The organism is Domibacillus sp. PGB-M46 (genome assembly GCF_022668875.1).
GTDB lineage: Bacteria > Bacillota > Bacilli > Bacillales > Domibacillaceae > Domibacillus.
The window spans coordinates 50,810-68,212 of the sequence record NZ_JAKGCR010000006.1 but is presented as its reverse complement, the minus strand read 5'-3'; the positions used below and the strand labels follow the sequence as shown (position 1 = coordinate 68,212).

General features: G+C 46.6%; 18 protein-coding genes. 5 read left to right on the top strand and 13 right to left on the bottom strand.

Annotated elements, in window-relative coordinates; all coding sequences use genetic code 11:
- Positions 1 to 7 precede the first annotated feature (7 nt).
- From L2D08_RS09670 to L2D08_RS09645, 6 genes are all read right to left on the bottom strand, one after another.
- A complete protein-coding gene (locus tag L2D08_RS09670) occupies positions 8 to 823 on the bottom strand; it encodes a purine-nucleoside phosphorylase (RefSeq protein WP_242233563.1) in 816 nt (271 codons plus the stop codon).
- The gene (gene deoB, locus L2D08_RS09665) at positions 820 to 2,001 is read right to left on the bottom strand and encodes a phosphopentomutase (RefSeq protein ID WP_242233562.1); all 1,182 of its coding nucleotides are present in this window, start codon (positions 1,999 to 2,001) and stop codon (positions 820 to 822) included. The genes L2D08_RS09670 and deoB overlap by 4 nt, the downstream gene beginning before the upstream one ends.
- 151 nt (positions 2,002 to 2,152) lie before the next feature.
- Positions 2,153 to 3,043, bottom strand: a complete 891-nt coding sequence (gene xerD / locus L2D08_RS09660) for a site-specific tyrosine recombinase XerD (protein WP_242233561.1) — start codon at positions 3,041 to 3,043, stop codon at positions 2,153 to 2,155.
- A gap of 51 nt (positions 3,044 to 3,094) precedes the next feature.
- On the bottom strand, positions 3,095 to 3,580 hold the full coding sequence (gene fur / locus L2D08_RS09655; RefSeq protein WP_242233560.1) for a ferric iron uptake transcriptional regulator: 486 nt from the start codon (positions 3,578 to 3,580) through the stop codon (positions 3,095 to 3,097).
- 55 nt (positions 3,581 to 3,635) lie between these two features.
- A complete protein-coding gene (gene spoIIM / locus L2D08_RS09650; RefSeq protein WP_242233559.1) occupies positions 3,636 to 4,265 on the bottom strand; it encodes a stage II sporulation protein M in 630 nt (209 codons plus the stop codon).
- Between the two features lie 49 nt (positions 4,266 to 4,314).
- Complete coding sequence (locus L2D08_RS09645) at positions 4,315 to 4,860, bottom strand: NUDIX hydrolase (RefSeq protein ID WP_242233558.1); 546 nt, start codon at positions 4,858 to 4,860, stop codon at positions 4,315 to 4,317.
- 67 nt (positions 4,861 to 4,927) lie between these two features.
- Here L2D08_RS09645 and L2D08_RS09640 point away from each other — a divergent pair, with 67 nt between their 5' ends.
- Both L2D08_RS09640 and L2D08_RS09635 read left to right on the top strand, forming a co-directional pair.
- Complete coding sequence (locus L2D08_RS09640; protein WP_242233557.1) at positions 4,928 to 5,851, top strand: aldo/keto reductase; 924 nt, start codon at positions 4,928 to 4,930, stop codon at positions 5,849 to 5,851.
- Positions 5,800 to 6,762: an alpha/beta hydrolase gene (locus L2D08_RS09635; RefSeq protein WP_242233556.1), complete on the top strand. Its 963-nt coding sequence runs from the start codon at positions 5,800 to 5,802 to the stop codon at positions 6,760 to 6,762. The genes L2D08_RS09640 and L2D08_RS09635 overlap by 52 nt, the downstream gene beginning before the upstream one ends.
- Before the next feature lie 469 nt (positions 6,763 to 7,231).
- On the opposite strand, the gene L2D08_RS09630 is transcribed toward L2D08_RS09635, so the two are convergent.
- Positions 7,232 to 8,008: an SDR family NAD(P)-dependent oxidoreductase gene (locus L2D08_RS09630; RefSeq protein WP_242233555.1), complete on the bottom strand. Its 777-nt coding sequence runs from the start codon at positions 8,006 to 8,008 to the stop codon at positions 7,232 to 7,234.
- Positions 7,998 to 8,963 (bottom strand): MBL fold metallo-hydrolase, encoded by a 966-nt coding sequence (locus tag L2D08_RS09625; protein WP_242233554.1) that lies wholly within the window; start codon positions 8,961 to 8,963, stop codon positions 7,998 to 8,000. The genes L2D08_RS09630 and L2D08_RS09625 overlap by 11 nt, the downstream gene beginning before the upstream one ends.
- 153 nt (positions 8,964 to 9,116) lie before the next feature.
- Here L2D08_RS09625 and proC point away from each other — a divergent pair, with 153 nt between their 5' ends.
- Entirely contained in the window at positions 9,117 to 9,938 is an 822-nt protein-coding gene (proC, locus tag L2D08_RS09620; RefSeq protein WP_242233553.1) for a pyrroline-5-carboxylate reductase, read from the top strand.
- On the opposite strand, the gene rnz is transcribed toward proC, so the two are convergent.
- Positions 9,935 to 10,852, bottom strand: a complete 918-nt coding sequence (gene rnz / locus L2D08_RS09615) for a ribonuclease Z (protein ID WP_242233758.1) — start codon at positions 10,850 to 10,852, stop codon at positions 9,935 to 9,937. The genes proC and rnz overlap by 4 nt on opposite strands.
- A 128-nt stretch (positions 10,853 to 10,980) precedes the next feature.
- Between rnz and zwf the strand changes: the two genes are divergently transcribed.
- Complete coding sequence (zwf, locus tag L2D08_RS09610) at positions 10,981 to 12,480, top strand: glucose-6-phosphate dehydrogenase (RefSeq protein ID WP_242233552.1); 1,500 nt, start codon at positions 10,981 to 10,983, stop codon at positions 12,478 to 12,480.
- A gap of 519 nt (positions 12,481 to 12,999) precedes the next feature.
- Here the strand turns inward: zwf and L2D08_RS09605 are convergent.
- The 3 genes from L2D08_RS09605 to mce all read right to left on the bottom strand — a co-directional run bounded on the left by L2D08_RS09605 (position 13,000) and on the right by mce (position 16,156).
- Positions 13,000 to 14,115: a M20/M25/M40 family metallo-hydrolase gene (locus L2D08_RS09605; protein WP_242233551.1), complete on the bottom strand. Its 1,116-nt coding sequence runs from the start codon at positions 14,113 to 14,115 to the stop codon at positions 13,000 to 13,002.
- A gap of 83 nt (positions 14,116 to 14,198) precedes the next feature.
- Positions 14,199 to 15,749, bottom strand: a complete 1,551-nt coding sequence (locus tag L2D08_RS09600) for an acyl-CoA carboxylase subunit beta (RefSeq protein WP_242233550.1) — start codon at positions 15,747 to 15,749, stop codon at positions 14,199 to 14,201.
- Entirely contained in the window at positions 15,746 to 16,156 is a 411-nt protein-coding gene (gene mce, locus L2D08_RS09595) for a methylmalonyl-CoA epimerase (protein ID WP_242233549.1), read from the bottom strand. The genes L2D08_RS09600 and mce overlap by 4 nt, the downstream gene beginning before the upstream one ends.
- A 123-nt stretch (positions 16,157 to 16,279) precedes the next feature.
- Here mce and prli42 point away from each other — a divergent pair, with 123 nt between their 5' ends.
- Positions 16,280 to 16,375 carry a stressosome-associated protein Prli42 gene (prli42, locus tag L2D08_RS24460; protein WP_242233548.1) on the top strand — a complete coding sequence of 32 codons (96 nt, stop codon included), beginning with the start codon at positions 16,280 to 16,282 and terminating at the stop codon, positions 16,373 to 16,375.
- Here the strand turns inward: prli42 and L2D08_RS09585 are convergent.
- On the bottom strand, positions 16,368 to 17,354 hold the full coding sequence (locus tag L2D08_RS09585; RefSeq protein ID WP_242233547.1) for an aromatic acid exporter family protein: 987 nt from the start codon (positions 17,352 to 17,354) through the stop codon (positions 16,368 to 16,370). The two genes, prli42 and L2D08_RS09585, sit on opposite strands and share 8 nt — an antisense overlap.
- Between the last annotated feature and the right edge of the window lie 49 nt (positions 17,355 to 17,403).

The following is a 17,403-nucleotide window of genomic DNA, read 5'->3' as shown; positions in this document are numbered from 1 at the left end:
CACACCTTTACAAAGATTGAACAATCTCCTTCACGTAAGCAAGAAATTCCGCGCGTACCTTTTCTGTTGTTTCAATTACTTCGTCATGTGCCAGAGGCTGGTCTAAAATACCAGCTGCCATGTTGGAAATGCAGGAAATACCGAGTACATTCATGCCGCCGTGGCGGGCTGCAATCACTTCCGGCACTGTAGACATGCCGACCGCATCCGCGCCGAGAACACGCGCCATGCGCACTTCCGCCGGTGTTTCATAAACTGGACCCGTATTGCCTGCATAAACGCCCTCCCGAACGTTCAAGCCAATCCGCTCCGCTGCTTTTTTTGCCAGTTTTCTTAGTTCCCGGCTGTAAGCAACGGACATATCCGGAAAACGAACGCCAAGACGTGAATCATTTTTGCCGATCAGCGGATTTCCGCCCATTAAATTTAAATGGTCCGAAATGAGCATTAAGTCGCCCGGCTCGAACGATTCATTTACACCGCCCGCTGCATTCGTCACGATAATTGTTTCGATGCCCAGTTCTTTCATCACACGCACCGGAAATGTCACTTCCTGGAATGAATACCCTTCATAATAATGGAAGCGTCCTTTCATAGCAGCAACAGTTTTTCCGGATAAAGTTCCAATGACAAGTTCTCCGGCGTGGCCTTCTACTGTTGAAACCGGGAAATGTGGAATGGTTTCATATGGAATTGAAACAGCGTTCTCCACTTCGTCCGCCAATACGCCGAGGCCAGACCCTAAAATCAATCCGACCTCTGGTGTGACATTTAGTTTTTCTTTTAAAAATCCGGCAGCTTCTTCAATATGTTGAATGTTCATGTTAATTCCCCCATAAAACTATTTCCGTGCTCTGGCATTTTGACGTTAAAGTTGCCCGCAACCGATGCGCCAACATCCGCAAACGTTTTGCGAAGAGGCAGCTCGCGGCCTTCGGCAAACGCTTTTGAATAAACGAGCAGCGGGACAAATTCGCGTGTATGATCGGTTCCATGATGAACAGGGTCATTGCCATGGTCCGCCGTTAAAATAAGCAGATCCTGTTCAGTCAGTTTTTCTAAAAGCTCTGGCAGCCGCGCATCAAATTCCTCGAGCGCCTTACCATAGCCCTCCGGGTCCCGGCGGTGTCCAAAAAGAGCGTCAAAGTCAACCAGGTTCAAAAAAGACAAGCCGGTAAAGTCTTTTTCCGCCGTTTGAATAAACTTATCCATTCCATCCATGTTTGATACAGTTCGAAGGGCTTCGGTAACGCCTTCCCCGTCATAAATATCAGAAATTTTCCCTACTGCAATTACATCTAATCCGGCATCCTTTAATTCATTCATGACCGTGCGGCCAAATGGCTTCAGTGCATAGTCATGCCGGTTAGCCGTTCGTTTAAACTGCCCCGGTTCGCCGATAAACGGGCGGGCAATCACGCGGCCGACCATATAATCACCGGTTTTGGTCATTTCACGCGCCGTTTCACAGATACGATACAGCTCATCAAGCGGCACGATGTCCTCGTGAGCAGCAATTTGCAAAACGGAATCTGCTGATGTGTACACGATCAGGGCCCCGGTTTTCATATGCTCTTCTCCAAGCTCATCTAAAATTTCGGTGCCGCTGGCCGGCTTGTTTCCGATAATTCTGCGACCTGATTTTTCTTCCAATTCTTCAATCAGTGAAGCAGGAAACCCATCCGGGAAAACCTGGAACGGCGTATCGATACGCAGCCCCATGATCTCCCAGTGTCCTGTCATGGTGTCTTTTCCGTTTGATGCCTCCTGCATTTTCGTCCAAAAAGCCGCCGGATGGTCCGCTTTCGGGATACCTTGAATTTCTTTAATATTTGACAAGCCAAGTGCTGCCATATTCGGCATATTGAGCCCGTTCATTTTTTCGGCAATATGCCCAAGCGTATCAGCGCCCTCGTCTCCGAAAGCAGAAGCATCCGGTGCTTCTCCAATACCTACTGAGTCGAGAACGATTAAGTGAATCCTTTTAAATGAATGATTCATCTGGCCGCTTCTCCCTTCTAATCACATTCTTCTTTATTTTTACCCAGACTGCCGGATAAATCATGCTTTGCCTGGCAATTGTCAGAAGTCTGACTTCTCGTTTCTAGTATAATCCATTTCATTATAAAAAACAAAAAGCGCCTGACCTTCTTCAGGCGCGGGGATGAAACTGGCTGTATACATCCTTTAGTCGTGTTTTCGTTACATGTGTGTAAATCTGCGTGGTCGAGATATCGGCATGGCCGAGCATTTCCTGGACAGCCCGCAGGTCCGCTCCGTTTTCAAGCAGGTGGGTCGCAAACGAGTGGCGAATCGTATGGGGCGTAAGCTCTTTTTCAATGGTGGCTTTTTTCGCCAGCGCTTTAATCACCTTCCAAAATCCCTGCCGCGTCAGCCGCTGTCCATAATGATTTAAAAACAGGGCTTCATCGCGCCGCTTCGGTGATACAAGCTTGGGGCGGCCCTCCTGCAAGTATCGTTCAATGGCGCCTAGTGCATGACTGCCGGCCGGGATAATTCTTTCCTTGCCGCCTTTTCCCGTGCAGCGCACAAATCCCATTGTTAAATGAACGTCTTCTTTGTTTAAAGCCGTCAATTCACTGACCCGCAGCCCTGATGCATACATCAGTTCAATCATTGCTTTGTCCCGCATGCCAAGAGGCGTTGTAGTATCCGGTGCTGCCAGCAGTGCTTCCGTTTCATCCATATTTAATACTTTTGGAAGCGTACGGCCCGACTTTGGTGTTTCAATATGATGCGTCGGATCATGCGTACTAATCCGGTCTTGAATTAAAAAGTGATGAAAAGAGCGGATCGTGGAAATATGGCGTGCAATCGTCTTCGATGACTTTCCCTGATCCCGCAGCTGTTCTAAAAAATGTAAAATATGCAGCCGTGTGATATCCGGTATTTTCACTTGCTCTACTTTTTCTATGTATTCTGTATAATGGCGAAGATCACGCCGGTATGCTGAAATGGTATTATCAGAAAGTCCTTTTTCTACAAGTGAAAAATGCAGGAAATCATTTACATAGTCATTCATCCGCCTGCCTCCTTCATGATAAAAAAACCTTTCGACTTGAATCGAAAGGTTTTATTCTACATGCTGCTTTTCTAAATCTTCCTGCTCATCTTCCTGCTGCTTTGAATGGCATCTGCTGCAAATACCATGGAACGTTAAGCGGTGGTCTTTAATTTTAAAATTCCATCTACTTTCCACAATGGCTTCTACATCATCAAGCAAATCTTCTTGAATTTCATCCACTGCTCCACACTCGATGCAAACAAGATGATGATGAAAGTGCGCAGCGCCTTCCTGACGAAGATCATAGCGGGAGACACCGTCTCCAAAATTTATTTTATCAACAACTTTAAGTTCATTTAGTAATTCGAGTGTTCTGTAGACTGTGGCCAACCCAATTTCAGGAGCTTTTTCTTTAACGAGGAGGTACACGTCTTCAGCACTTAAGTGGTCCTCTTCATGCTCAAGAAGAACACGCACAGTAGCTTCACGCTGCGGTGTTAATTTGTAGCTTGCCGCATGCAGCTGTTTTTTTATTCGGTCAATCCGGCTTTCCATATTTGTTCCCTCCCTCGCCGATGTACTCTTTATTATAACAAAAGGCGTCAATGAATCAAAAGAATTTATTTACGAGAATATTCATAAACTGGCTTGAAATAAACGCCTCTGTTAAAGACGCAAGCAAAATAGCCGCCGCCCCTGCTGCAGCGTACCCTATATACGAAAAAACACTTTTGGCAACCGGAAGAGGCATTGTCTGACGGGTTGTAATTTTTTGTACAAGACGAATCGAGCAGGATGCCGACATCACAGCGGTAAAAAGAAAAACAGGTATGAGAATCAGGTTCTGCGGCAAAATGGCCAGAAGCGACAGAAAGAGCCCGTCCCATTTCATTTGCTGGATAAGAAAGCCGACAGAAAACCCTGTTACAGCTCCTTTAATAAAAAGAAGAATAAAAATAAGCGGCAGTCCGATAATCGAAATGCCGGCGACCCACATCGCCCCTGTAAACTTTATGTTATGAATTAAGCTCTCCACAAAAAGATCAGTCGGGTTGGCAACAGTTCCGGACGAAGACTGGCCGAAAAATTCTTTTACATACGTGTACAGCTCCGATTTCTGCACCGGTTCCATGCTGTTGACTGTAATCGCTCCGAATGCTGTTCCCGTCATAAACAATACGGCTGAAAACAAATATAGTGCGGCTCTTTTTTGAATGTGTTCGATGATGGCAGTCCACATAAATGGAGGCCCCCCTCTCTTTTGGCACTATATGAGAGGGGAACCCTTATTATGCCAGGCCGTTTAAGCGGATATATTGCAGTGCCCAAAGTGTTTTGGCATCAAAAATACGTTCGGTTTTCGCCAGTTCCTCTGCTTCTTCCAGCGTGACTTCGAGCAGGTCTACAAACTCATCTTCATCTGCTGCAAGTCCGCCCTCAACCTTTTGAAGCTGCTCCGCTAAAAAAACATGTACAAGTTCATCCGCAAATCCCGGCGATGTGTAAAACGATTGAACAGGCCGGATACTGCCTGGACGATAGCCCGTTTCTTCTTCCAGCTCCCGCGCGGCACAAAGAGACGGCTCTTCTCCTGGCTCCAGCTTTCCTGCCGGCACTTCAACGAGCGGGCGCTCCAGTGCTTTCCGGTACTGTTCTACCAAAATGATTTTCTTTTCATCTGTAATCGCGATCACACAAACCGCACCCGGATGTTTAATTAATTCTCGTTTTGAGTGCTTTCCATCCGGCAGTATAACCTCATCCACTCGTACCTGTATCACTTTTCCGCTGAAAATCGATTCACTTTTCGTTGTTTTCTCTTCAAATTTGTGCATAAAGGTCCCTCTTTTCTATTTTTTTCTTCCATATGTTACACTGTACAAAAAAGGAAGGTGATGCAAATTGAATAAACGCGAAATTGGGAAATCTGGTATTTACGCCAGCGAGCTGGGTCTTGGATGCATGTCCATCGGCACCGAAGAAAAGCAGGCAGAAACGCTTTTAAAAACAGCTCTAGATGAAGGCATCACCTATTTTGATACAGCTGATTTATACGACTTCGGTGTTAATGAACAGCTGGTCGGCAAAACATTGCACGCAGTCCGTGACCAGGTCGTGATCGCGACAAAAGCAGGCAACCGCTGGACCGAGTCGAAAGACAGCTGGACGTGGGATGCCTCAAAGGCATACATAAAAGAAGCAGCCAAACAAAGTTTAAAACGGCTCAGTGTTGACTATATTGATTTATACCAGCTGCACGGCGGCACCCTTGAAGATCCTATTGATGAGACAATCGAAGCATTTGAGGAATTAAAAGCAGAAGGGCTTATCCGTGCTTATGGTATTTCCTCCATTCGACCGACTGTGATCAATGAATATGTAAAAAGATCGAATCTTTCAAATGTCATGATGCAGTACAGCATACTGGACCGCCGTCCTGAAGTACAGGCGCTTCCTATTTTAGCAGAGAATGGCGTCACTGTCGCCGCACGCGGTCCGGTGGCCTTCGGACTTTTAACCAGCCACTGGCGTGACAAGCTTTCAAAGGCGGCAAAAAAAGGGCTTAACTGGTACAGTGAGCCGGAACTCGAATCGGTGCTGTCAACACTTGAGAAAAACGTGCCGGAAGGACGCACATTAAACGGGCTTGCTTTCCGCTATGTGCTCGGTCATCCAGCTGCTGCTACTGTTGTGGCCGGGGCAAGCTCCATTGAGCAGCTGAAAGAAAATGCCCGTGCCGTACGGGAAGCAGCGCTGACGGAGGAAGAGTATAAATGGATACAAGATATCTCAAAAACAGCCGATTACGACGCGCATCGGCTGTAAAAAAAGGCCTGGCCGCCAGTGCTTCTGCGGTGCTGGCCATAGCAGGAACCGGCCTTTATTTGTCCCAGCGGATTTTGTATATCGCCAAAAAAGCGGAAGAAGCAGTTGCGGAACGGGAAACAAAAGCCGGGCGATTTGACCTTGAGCTGTACAAGCAGCTTCCGAAAGAGGAAGTGTGGGTCCGTTCTATAGACGGCACCCGTTTAAAAAGTGTGTTTATTACACCTAACCCCGGCCGTCCATATGTAATCTTCTGCCATGGAGTCACAGAGCATAAAATCAACTCTGTAAAATATATGAATGTATTTTTAAAGCGCGGCTTTAACGCCATTCTTTTTGACCACCGCCGGCACGGAGAGTCCGAAGGGTCTTTTACAAGCTATGGTCATTTTGAAAAGCATGATTTAAAAGCGGTCATCGATGAACTGGTCCGCCGGGAAGGTGAGAGTGTCCGCTTTGGCATCCATGGAGAATCAATGGGTGCGGTTACGCTTTTACTTTATGCCGGCACGGTGGAAGACAAAGCATCTTTTTATATAGCAGATTGTCCATTCTCAGATTTTCGGCAGCAGGTACGCCATCAAATGAAAAGAGAGCTCGGTTTTTCTCCTCCTTTTTTTATGACCATTGCAGAATGGGCCGTTTGGCTGCGCGGGCGTTATAAAATGACGGAGCTGTCTCCGCTCGAAGCGATTCAATCCATCGAGAAGCCGGTTCTTTTTATTCACAGCAAAGAAGATGACTTTATCCTTCCTGATATGACGGAAGCACTGTTTAAAGCAAAAAAAGGGCCGAAACAGCTCTTTATGGCCGAAAACGGCAGACACGCTCAATCTTATAATGAAAATCCAGAAGAATATGAAGCAGCCATTGATCGTTTTCTGGCAGAGTTTGATTTATATCCATTATAAAAAGGAGCCGATCTGGCTCCTTCGGGACTGTCGACAAAGTCGTCAGTCTTTTTTTATAAAAGTTTTCACCGTCGAAAATGGGCAGGAGACTTTTCAAGAAACATTGCTTCTTAAAAAGAGCCGATAGGGAAAGCCGGCCGGACTACGCTTTCCACGGTCAGTGAGGGAGGCTCCTCAGCGCACGCGCCTGTGGGGTCTCCCGGCTCACTGTGCATCCCGCATGAGTCTTCGTCCGGCCGGCTTCCCCATTTGTTTCGAAAAATCAGTAAAGAGGGCATCTCTATATGCGCTTTTACCGCTTTGCTGATGGGTCATGTGTGTCTGTTAAGCTGTGTATGGTTTTATTCAACCACACAGGCGGCTCTCATCCCAGCCGCCCGCACGACTTGCATAAAAAAGAAACGAAAGAAATCCTTTGGCAATCACTTTTATCTGTCTACAATCTGAAAGGAGCCGAATCGGCTCCTTTTTATTTTTTGAAAAAAGCGTTTTTCCCCAGTTTTTCAACTGCGTTCGGAAACAGGGAATGAATGCGGCTGCCTGCGGCCATCCAGCGCGGAACGTTCACTTCCCGCACTGGCCGTCCGATGATGGCAATCGTTTTTTCGGCTACTTTTTTTGGGTCCAGCATAAAACGGCCGGCATTTTTTACGTACGTGCCTTCCGGGTCGGCCTGGTCAAAAAATGGTGTCGCAATCGGGCCGGGATTAATGGCCGTCACCAGCACTCCGGCACGGCTCATTTCCATTCTCAGGCTGTTCGTGTAACCGAGTACTGCATGTTTTGTCGCCGCATAAACGGCTGACTTTGGCGTAGCCATCTTGCCGGCTTGTGATGCAATATTAATAATGTGACCGCTCCGGCGCGCCATCATGTGTGGAACAACCAGTTCACAGCACGTAATCAGCCCGCTCACATTTACATCGAGCATCTGCTTGGTTTCCTCCGCCTTCGCTTCATGTGCCCATGTAAAAAAACCGACTCCCGCGTTGTTAATGAGTACATCAACCATGCCTATTTGTTTAAATACGTCTTCCATTCTCTGCCTGTCTGCCACATCCGCTTCAAACACGCGGACAGAGACGCCCCGTCCGTTCAGCTCCTTTTGCAGCTTCTTTAACCGGTCCAGCCGTCTTGCAAGAAGCACAAGACGGTATCCTTTTGCTCCGGCAGCTCTCGCAAGTTCTGCACCAAGTCCCGACGAAGCACCTGTGATCACCACAACTTTTTCTTGATTACGCTCCATAGTAATAAATCACCCCGTCCTCTGCCCGGTCTGCGCGAATACTTCCCTGCTGGAGTAAATAATCAACTTGTCCGGCTGTTTCAGACAGCGTTAAGCCGGTTTGTTTTTCGTATACTTCCGGAAACAGCTGGATACACAGCTCAAACATAGTCATAGGCCGGCTTTGAAGCATGGATAAAACAAGCATAGCCCGTTCATGCTGCCGTTCAAAGCGGCGCTGAAGCAGCGGCTTGATCGATGAAAGATCATTTCCATGCCCTGTCATCACGTGGCTGATATCCAGATCCATTATTTTTTTCAATGAATGATGATATTGAAGCAGTGGCATGCTTCGCGTCCCTCCCACTTCCATTGGCGGTTCAATCAGAGGATTGGACGAAACGGTTTTTAGTATATGGTCTCCAGCCAGAAGGAGGCCGTCCTTTTCCCGGTAAAAAACAAGATGGCTCTGCGCATGGCCCGGCGTTTCAAACACACGAAAATCCGGCAGGCCCGGAATAGCATCTCCCTCTTTTAAAAAGCCGCTGAGCCGGCTCCTCTGCGATCCAAAAGGCAATGTTTTTTCCAGATTCGCTGCCATTTCGTATTTGTCTGCCGGAATACCAAACTCTTTGAAAAGAGCAGAGAAAAACTCTTTGCGCCATTGCATAAAGGGCTCATTATAGGAAAGCCAGTTTTTGGCGTACTCATGGCCATATATATGGACGTTAAAATGATCTAAAAGCCCGATATGGTCAGGGTGATGGTGGGTTAAAACCACTTGTTCGATATCCGAAACCTCGTAGCCTGCATTTTTCAATCCCGCTTTTAAGGCGGCGCCTGCTTCTTCCGTGCGAATACCCGCATCGATCAAGGTCAGCAGGTCTCCTTTTACAACATATGTATTAACGTCACCGATTGGAAAAGGGGTTGGCACGGTTATTTTTACAATATCCTTATACATTTCAATCGCCATTTTTTCACCTCATTCTTGCTTATATACTCATTGTTCTATTTCATGCAGCGTTTCAGAAAGGAATTGTCATTCCCTTTATCCTCTCCTCTTGACAGATGGGTGATTATTCCGCATAATCACTTGAAAAGTCAAAATGTTTAGGCAATGGGAGGAATGAAATTGAAAGCTGTTTTTATTGGCGCGGGCTCTATGGCAGAAGCCCTCATCGCTGGAGCTCTGCAGAGCGGTGCCTTAAAGGCTGAACATACATATGTAACGAATAAAGCCAACGATGCCAGGCTGCGGCAGCTCGCGGATGAATTCGGGGTTCAAACCGGCTATGAAGCCGGCGCCGCTGTGCGGGATGCTGATCTGGTTGTACTGGCTATGAAGCCGAAAGATGCAGAAGCCGGCCTGTTGAGCATTCAGCCTTTTATTCAGGAGAATTCGGTTATCGTCAGTTTACTTGCTGGTGTCAGCCTTGATTTTATGGAGGAAACGATCGGTAAGCCGTGCGCCATTATCCGCTCGATGCCTAACACGTCCGCTGCAGTCAGAAAATCCGCTACGGCGATTGCCCTGAACCGCTTTGTTACAGAAGAACAGCATGCTGCTGCCATTCATTTATTTTCGGCTATTGGCACCGCGATTACGGTCGATGAATCGAAAATGGATGCTGTAACGGCTGTTTCTGGAAGCGGCCCTGCTTACTTCTATTATGTAGCAGAAGCGATCCAGCAGGCTGGTGAAGATCTTGGCCTGGACCATGACACAGCGAAGGAACTGCTCATGCAGACAATGCTTGGTGCTGCCAGCATGTTCTCTAAACATGACGGCCAGGCCGCTGCCCTCCGGAAAGCCATCACAAGTCCTGGAGGCACAACCGAAGCGGCTGTGCGCACATTTGATGAATTTCGGGTAAAGCAGGCGATTGAAGCAGGTGTTAAAGAAGCAGCTGTCCAGTCAAAGCGCCTTGGCAATGCTTATATCCGCTAATCAATCGGAACTTCCAGGAAATCATGCGCAATCACGACAGATGGGAACCGTTCAGCCGCTTCCTTTGCAAGCTGCTGCTCTTCTTCTTTTGTATAGCGGGAGCTGATATGGGTCAGGCATAGTTTTTTCGCTCCAGCCCGTTCCGCTGTTTCGGCTGCCTGTTTCGTCGTTGAATGGAAATAATCACGGGCCATCTTTTCACTTTTGGCATCAAACGTCGCTTCATGAACAAGTACGTTTGCATTGCGGGCCAGCCGGACGGCACTTTCACACTGTCTTGTATCACCCAGGACAGTGATGATTTTTCCCGGCTGCGGGCCGCTTGTGTATGGAGCTGGGTCAATAACCCGCCCATCCGGGAGGGTAACCGTCTGTCCTTCTTTTATTTTTTTATAAACAGGGCCCGGCGGAATCCCATCCTCGCGCAGCTTTTCAACAAGCAGTTCGCCAGGCTTTTCCTTTTCAGCAAATCGGTAGCCGTATGAATCAATTCCGTGATCAAGCTTTTCGGCTGTTACAAGCATGTGGCTGTCTTCAAACACCGTTCCATCTTGAATTTCTTCGATTAAAAGAGGGTATTGTAAATGAGTATTGCTGACTAAAAGAGCTGTTTCAATAAAAGCTCTTATGCCGGGCGGCCCATACACGGTTAACGGTTCCGTCCCGCCTTGAAATGAACGGCTGCCAAGTAATCCAGGCAGTCCAAAAAGGTGATCGCCGTGCAAATGCGTAATGAAAATTTTTTCTATGCGGCGCGGCTTTAAGCTCGTATGTAAAATTTGATGCTGCGTGGCTTCACCGCAGTCAATCAGCCAGACTGCACCGCGCTCATTCAGCATTTTCAGGGCGATGGACGTAACATTACGCCGTTTTCCAGGAACGCCAGCCCCGGTACCAAGAAATAAAAGTTCGATCAGAAACACTCCTTTGTTTATCTTCTTTTGACATATATGTATCATAAACAAAAATACTTGTCACTTTCACTGTTTTGTGAAAAAATGCAATAGTATAAAAATGAAAACTCAAAAGCGGGGTTACTATCGTGAAACAATTTGAAACGCCATCAGCGCTGACAATCCTGTTCGGCGCAACAGGAGACTTGGCTAAAAGAAAATTATATCCGTCCCTTTACCGTCTTTACCGGAAAGGACATTTAGCTTCGGGCTTTGCCGTGATCGGAACAGCACGCCGCCCGTGGGACAATGAAGTGTTCCGGGAACACGTAAGAGAATCCGTCATGAAATCCACTTCTCTTCATGACCAAATAGATGAATTTATTTCACATTTTTATTATCTGCCGCACGATGTATCGGATTCCGATTCGTATGCTGAATTGCGCACACTCGCCAACGAGATTGACCAAACCTATGCTCTCGGCGGCAATCGTCTTTTTTACCTGGCGATGGCACCGGAATTTTTTGGAACAATCGCCGATCATTTAAAAGCAGACGGTTTAACGGATACGGAAGGCTTTGGCCGTCTTGTGATTGAAAAGCCGTTTGGCCATGACCTTCCTTCTGCTCAAGAGCTGAATGCCCAAATTCGTCAATCATTTGATGAAAAAGACATTTACCGAATTGACCATTATCTTGGCAAGGAAATGGTGCAGAACATCGAAACGATCCGTTTTGCAAATGCACTATTTGAACCGCTTTGGAATAACCGATATATTTCAAATATTCAAATTACATCCAGCGAAACGCTTGGTGTGGAAGAGCGCGGCGGCTATTATGAAACAAGCGGCGCATTAAAAGACATGGTTCAAAACCATATGCTCCAAATGGTAGCCCTTCTTGCTATGGAGCCGCCAATCAGCCTTCAGGATGAAGAAATCCGGCTGGAAAAAGTTCGGGCCTTCCGTTCTATGCGTCCGTTAACGCCTGAAACGGTCAATGATTATTTTGTCCGCGGCCAGTACGGTCCGAATGAAGGTGAACTTCTTCTTGGTTACCGCCAGGAGAGCAATGTGGATCCCCAGTCCAATACAGAAACATATGTAGCTGGAAAAATCATGTTTGATAATTTCCGCTGGGCGGGTGTGCCATTTTATATCCGCACAGGAAAACGGATGCCGATGAAATCAACGAAAATCGTGGTTCAGTTTAAAGATATCCCAATGAACCTGTATTATCGTCCGGATGATCAGGAATTGGAGCCAAACCTGCTCGTTATTCATATTCAGCCGGAAGAGGGTATTACGCTTCACTTGAATGCAAAGCGTGCCGGCCATCAGCTGGAAACAACACCGGTTAAGCTTAGCTACGCAAACAACGGTGTTGATATTATGAATACGCCTGAAGCATATGAAAAGCTTATTCATGATGCTATGCGCGGCGATTCGACGAACTTCACGCATTGGGACGAAGTATCTCTTTCCTGGAGCTTTGTGGATGTCATTTCAAAAGCATGGCGTGAGGAAAAAGCTTCGTTTCCAAATTACGCGGCCAATACGAAAGGACCACAGGCAGCCGATGCACTCCTTGAGAAAGACGGCTTCTTCTGGTGGCCGCTGAACATGCTTGATGTAGATGTATGTAACTAATCTTGCTTATGAAGACGCCTTTTAAAAGGCGTCTTTTTTCATGCCCTATCAATGTCGGTCTTTACGGTCAAACAGCGCCCGTCATGGCGTTCATTTTCTTATAATATACTATAAAGGCACCGTAAAACTATTATATTTCTTTATTTTTTATGAATGAGCCCATGTATGAAGATGCTTATCCCTTTTGTAAGAGAGACATTTGCGTGCGATGAGTAAAAAATAAAGACGCGGCAAGGCTGCATTATCCATAACAGCGCGGCTCCTTTCCCGCTCTCATCCAACTATTTTACGAAAGCAGAATGAATTTGCCTCACTTTTCACCAGCAAAAAATTCAGCACCAATGAGTCCTCTGAAAGAAATTTAAGGAATGGTTGAAGAAGTTGATCCGGCTGTTTTTAGGGGCAGGCGTCATTACAGAGGTGTGCGGCGGCCGCTTTAAAAAAAGAGATATTCCCTAACCTTATCCATATGGCTCTTATAGAAGCAAAAAGCAGCTGCCCGTTTCGGCAGCTGCTTTTTTATTCTGCTGTAATTTCTACAATAGCGACTGCCATTTCGGCAAGCTTGACTAATTCCTTTACCGGCATTTTTTCGTTCACTGTATGAATGTCTTCGTATCCGACAGCCAGGTTGACAGTCGGAATGCCAAAACCGGCAATGACATTGGCGTCGCTTCCGCCGCCGCTTGTTAAAAGCTCGGATGGCCGGCCGATTTTTGTGGCAGCTTTCTGTGCTACTTGTACAACATGATCGTCAGCACCAAATTTAAAGCCTGGATACATGACTTCAATTTCTACTTCTGCACGACCGCCCATTTCGGCTGCCACTTTCTCAAAAGCGGCTTTCATTTTACCCGCCTGCTCCTCCATTTTATCCGGTACAAGCGAGCGGGCTTCCGCCAAAATTTTAACATAATCACAAACGATATTGGTTGCCTGTCCGCCTTCAAAGCGGCCAATATTCGCAGTCGTTTCCTCATCAATCCGGCCAAGAGGCATGCGCGCAATCGCTTTAGCAGCCATTGTGATCGCTGAGACACCTTTTTCAGGTGCTACACCGGCGTGCGCTGTTTTCCCGTATACATGCGCCGTAATTTTGGCCTGCGTCGGTGCGGCTATAATAATATTGCCGACATCCCCGTCACTATCAAGAGCAAACCCATATTTAGCTTTGATAAGAGATGGATCAAGCACTTTCGCTCCTACAAGCCCGGACTCTTCCCCGACGGTAATGATAAATTGAATGTCTCCGTGCTCGATATTACGCTCTTTGAGCTGACGGATCATTTCAAACATAGCCGCAAGCCCGGCTTTATCATCCGCTCCTAAAATGGTTGTGCCGTCTGTTTTGACGATGCCGTTCTCTACAACAGGCTTTACCCCGTTGGCCGGAACCACTGTATCCATATGAGAGGTAAAATAAATCGGATCAACACCCGGTTTATTTCCCGTCAGGGTACAAATTAAATTGCCGGCTCCATGTCCTGTTTTTGCCGCTGCCTCGTCCTCATGAACATCCAAGCCGAGATCTTCAAATTTCTTTTTAAGCAGCTGGGCAATCACCTGTTCATGCTTTGTTTCTGAATCTGTTTGTACAAGTTCTAAAAATTCATTTACTAAACGTTCTTCATTCATCGCGCAGCACCTCCACATTTTCTCACTTTTTCATTATAAACATTTCAAACGGAAAAATCAGCCAGCACGCGCTGCAGCACCGTTTATAAAGGCATGTTTCCATGTTTTTTCTTTGGCCGGTCCTCTTGTTTTGTCCGCATCATATCAAGCGCTTGAATCAACTTAATGCGTGTTTCGCGCGGATCAATGATATCATCCACGATCCCATGGGCAGCCGCCACATAAGGGTGGGCGAATTTTCTGCGATACTCTTCTATTTTCGCCTGACGGGCCGCTTCCGGATTTGGACTTTCGGCAATTTCACGGGCAAAAATAATATTTGCAGCGCCTTCAGGCCCCATAACGGCAATTTCCGCATTCGGCCAGGCAAATACGAGGTCAGCGCCAATAGACTTTGAATTAAGGGCAACATAAGCACCGCCATACGCTTTTCTTAAAATCACCGTAATTTTCGGTACGGTCGCTTCTGAATAAGCGTACAGAATTTTGGCACCGTGGCGGATAATTCCGCCCAGCTCCTGCTTCACACCCGGAAAAAAGCCTGAAACATCTTCAAAGGTAATCAGGGGAATATTAAACGAATCACAAAAGCGGATAAACCGGGCTGCTTTATCAGATGAATCAATATCGAGCCCTCCTGCCATACATTTTGGCTGGTTGCAGACAAGGCCGACCGCTTCTCCTTTTATTCTGGCAAAGCCGACTACAATGTTTTTGGCGAATTCTTTTTGAACTTCCATAAAAGAGCCTGTATCGACAACTTCGCTGACAACGAGGCGCACATCATATGGACGAAGCCCGTCAAATGGCACTATATCCGCCAAGTCGTCTCGGTAATCGCTTTCATCTTTTACTGCAGAAAGAGGTGTTTTTTGATGATTGTTCTGAGGAAAATAGGTTAGTAATGTGCGCACGCCTTCTATTACTTCTTCTTCTGTACGGCCGCGAAAATGGGCATTGCCGCTGACGGTGTTATGTACCTTTGCCCCGCCTAAATCTTCGGCCGAAATTTTTTCACCTGTTACCGTTTGGATCACTTTAGGGCCTGTAATAAACATCTGGCTCGTTTGGTCGACCATAAAAACAAAATCAGTAATGGCCGGCGAATACACCGCGCCGCCCGCACATGGGCCTAAAATAACTGAGATTTGCGGAATCACTCCTGAATAAATCGCATTCCGATAAAAAATTTGGCCGTATCCATCAAGCGAAAGGACTCCCTCTTGAATACGTGCTCCTCCTGAGTCGTTTAAACCGACAAAAGGAGCACCATTTTTAGCCGCTAAGTCCATGACGTGAACAATTTTCTGTGCGTGCATTTCACCGAGAGCGCCTCCGAAAACGGTAAAATCCTGTGAGAACAAATAAATCGGACGGCCGTTTACTTTCCCGTATCCTGTGACAACTCCGTCTCCAGGTCCCTCAATGCGGTCAAGTCCAAAATCTATGCTTCGGTGTTTGGCAAATGGATTTAGTTCGACGAATGTACCTTCATCTACAAGCAGGTCAATCCGCTCACGCGCTGTTTGTTTTCCTTTTTCATGCTGCTTGTCAATTCGCTCGTCGCCGCCGCCCAATTCCACTTCCCGCCGTTTATCCTGCAAATAATGAATAGCATCAAACATATCCTTCATGCTTCGCCCTCCCCTTTTTCACAGAGTTCCATCAGCACGCTGCCTGTTGACTTCGGATGCATAAAAGCAATTTTAGCTCCTCCTGCACCGGCGGCCGGCTCCTCTTGAATCATCTCAATTCCCCGGCTTTTCATCTCCGCTATTCTCGTCTCGATATCTTTCACGTTAAACGCGATATGGTGGATCCCAGGCCCCCGTTTTTGGATAAACCGGGCGATTGGGCTGTCAGGCGCAGCCGGCTCTAATAATTCCAACTTTACATTACCGGCATCAATAAAAGCGACGCGCACCTTCTGTGACGCAACAGTTTCTGTTTTGATATGAGTCATGCCAAGCTGCCCGGCATACAGTAAAAGTGCTGCTTCCAATGATGAAACGGCTATGCCAATATGATCGACTTTATTCATGTTCCCATCCCCTTTGATGAAAATAGATAAGCGGTTAAATGGCGTTTCTTCTGCAGTGAGCCTGTTGAAAATCCGCTTCATTGCCGGTACAATAATACTCAACAACCCTTAAAGGAGAGTTTCATGCGTAATAAAACATTTCAAAAGATTGTTGTGTATTTAATGTTGTTTGCAATGTTGATTTCAACACTTATGTTTGGCTTAACGATGTTTATGTAACAGAAGGGCGGCGCCTACGGGCTGCTCTTTTTTTCATGCCCCGGAACCGTGCTTTAATACGGAGATATCGTTCCATTTCCCTTACAAACTGCAAAAGGGCAGCACGTGCTTCGAACTCTTCGCGTGTTTTCGGCAAAGGCATTTCTTCAAACTCCCGTTTTAAATCATTTAAATGGCTTAAGTGCAGCTTGGCAGTATTGCCCGGGTGAATATTCCCTTTTACTTCTTCCATAAAAGAAGCGATCATTTCCGCCTGTTCCGGACGGTGAGAAATGGAAATCACAACTGAAATAAGCCGTTCAATAATTTCAAACTGCTTTTCACGCATCGTGAAGTACTGATAAAACAAGCTGTTGTGACGGGTAAAATGGTTTTGTACGTCTTTGTAGGAAAGCGATTTTGCCTGTTTAAGCAGTTCGGCCGTTTCCGTCAGTTCTTTTCCGTCCCAAGTGTGTTCATTCGTTCGTAAGTAAGAGATAATTTCTTTGAAAATACGCTCGAACAGTTCTTCTGTCTGCTGCTGCATTTTTACAAGCTCGTTTTCTACGCTCGGCATGTAGGAATTAAGCACAAGTGCTATGCCCACCCCTATGATGACAAGAGCCATTTCATTTAAGAGAAGCGCTGTAGAAACTTCTTTTGCAGCATACATATGCAAAATAAGAACGGTGCTTGAAACAATGCCTTCCTGTACTTTAAGCGCCACGGTTGTCGGAATAAAGACGATTACAATCAGGCCGATCACAACTGCATGATAAGCAAGCAATTCAAAAAAAACGGCGGAATAAAAAAGAGCAAGCATCCCGGCTACAAGACGGGTCCAGGAAGCTTTTAAAGACTGCTGCTTCGTGTTTTGAATACACAAAATGGCAATAATGCCGGCAGAAGCCGAGTTGTGAAGGCCGATCCATTCAGCAATTAAAATAGACACCGCTATACCAAGAGCCGTTTTGGACGTTCGGTACCCGATTTTGATCATTACATTCACCTCGAATTAAAGAAAGCCCTGCCGCACACGGCAGGGCTTC

Bases quoted from the DNA above. Each gene is read 5' to 3' on its own strand.
- proC (WP_242233553.1), top strand. From the start codon at position 9,117: ATGAAATTGAAAGCTGTTTTTATTGGCGCGGGCTCTATGGCAGAAGCC.
- L2D08_RS09625 (WP_242233554.1), bottom strand. From the start codon at position 8,963: ATGGCGATTGAAATGTATAAGGATATTGTAAAAATAACCGTGCCAACC.
- deoB (WP_242233562.1), bottom strand. From the start codon at position 2,001: ATGAATCATTCATTTAAAAGGATTCACTTAATCGTTCTCGACTCAGTA.
- L2D08_RS09630 (WP_242233555.1), bottom strand. From the start codon at position 8,008: ATGGAGCGTAATCAAGAAAAAGTTGTGGTGATCACAGGTGCTTCGTCG.
- prli42 (WP_242233548.1), top strand. From the start codon at position 16,280: ATGCGTAATAAAACATTTCAAAAGATTGTTGTGTATTTAATGTTGTTT.
- xerD (WP_242233561.1), bottom strand. From the start codon at position 3,043: ATGAATGACTATGTAAATGATTTCCTGCATTTTTCACTTGTAGAAAAA.
- spoIIM (WP_242233559.1), bottom strand. From the start codon at position 4,265: ATGTGGACTGCCATCATCGAACACATTCAAAAAAGAGCCGCACTATAT.
- mce (WP_242233549.1), bottom strand. From the start codon at position 16,156: ATGAATAAAGTCGATCATATTGGCATAGCCGTTTCATCATTGGAAGCA.
- L2D08_RS09605 (WP_242233551.1), bottom strand. From the start codon at position 14,115: ATGAATGAAGAACGTTTAGTAAATGAATTTTTAGAACTTGTACAAACA.
- fur (WP_242233560.1), bottom strand. From the start codon at position 3,580: ATGGAAAGCCGGATTGACCGAATAAAAAAACAGCTGCATGCGGCAAGC.
- L2D08_RS09585 (WP_242233547.1), bottom strand. From the start codon at position 17,354: ATGATCAAAATCGGGTACCGAACGTCCAAAACGGCTCTTGGTATAGCG.
- L2D08_RS09600 (WP_242233550.1), bottom strand. From the start codon at position 15,749: ATGAAGGATATGTTTGATGCTATTCATTATTTGCAGGATAAACGGCGG.
- L2D08_RS09645 (WP_242233558.1), bottom strand. From the start codon at position 4,860: ATGCACAAATTTGAAGAGAAAACAACGAAAAGTGAATCGATTTTCAGC.
- L2D08_RS09635 (WP_242233556.1), top strand. From the start codon at position 5,800: ATGGATACAAGATATCTCAAAAACAGCCGATTACGACGCGCATCGGCT.
- L2D08_RS09670 (WP_242233563.1), bottom strand. From the start codon at position 823: ATGAACATTCAACATATTGAAGAAGCTGCCGGATTTTTAAAAGAAAAA.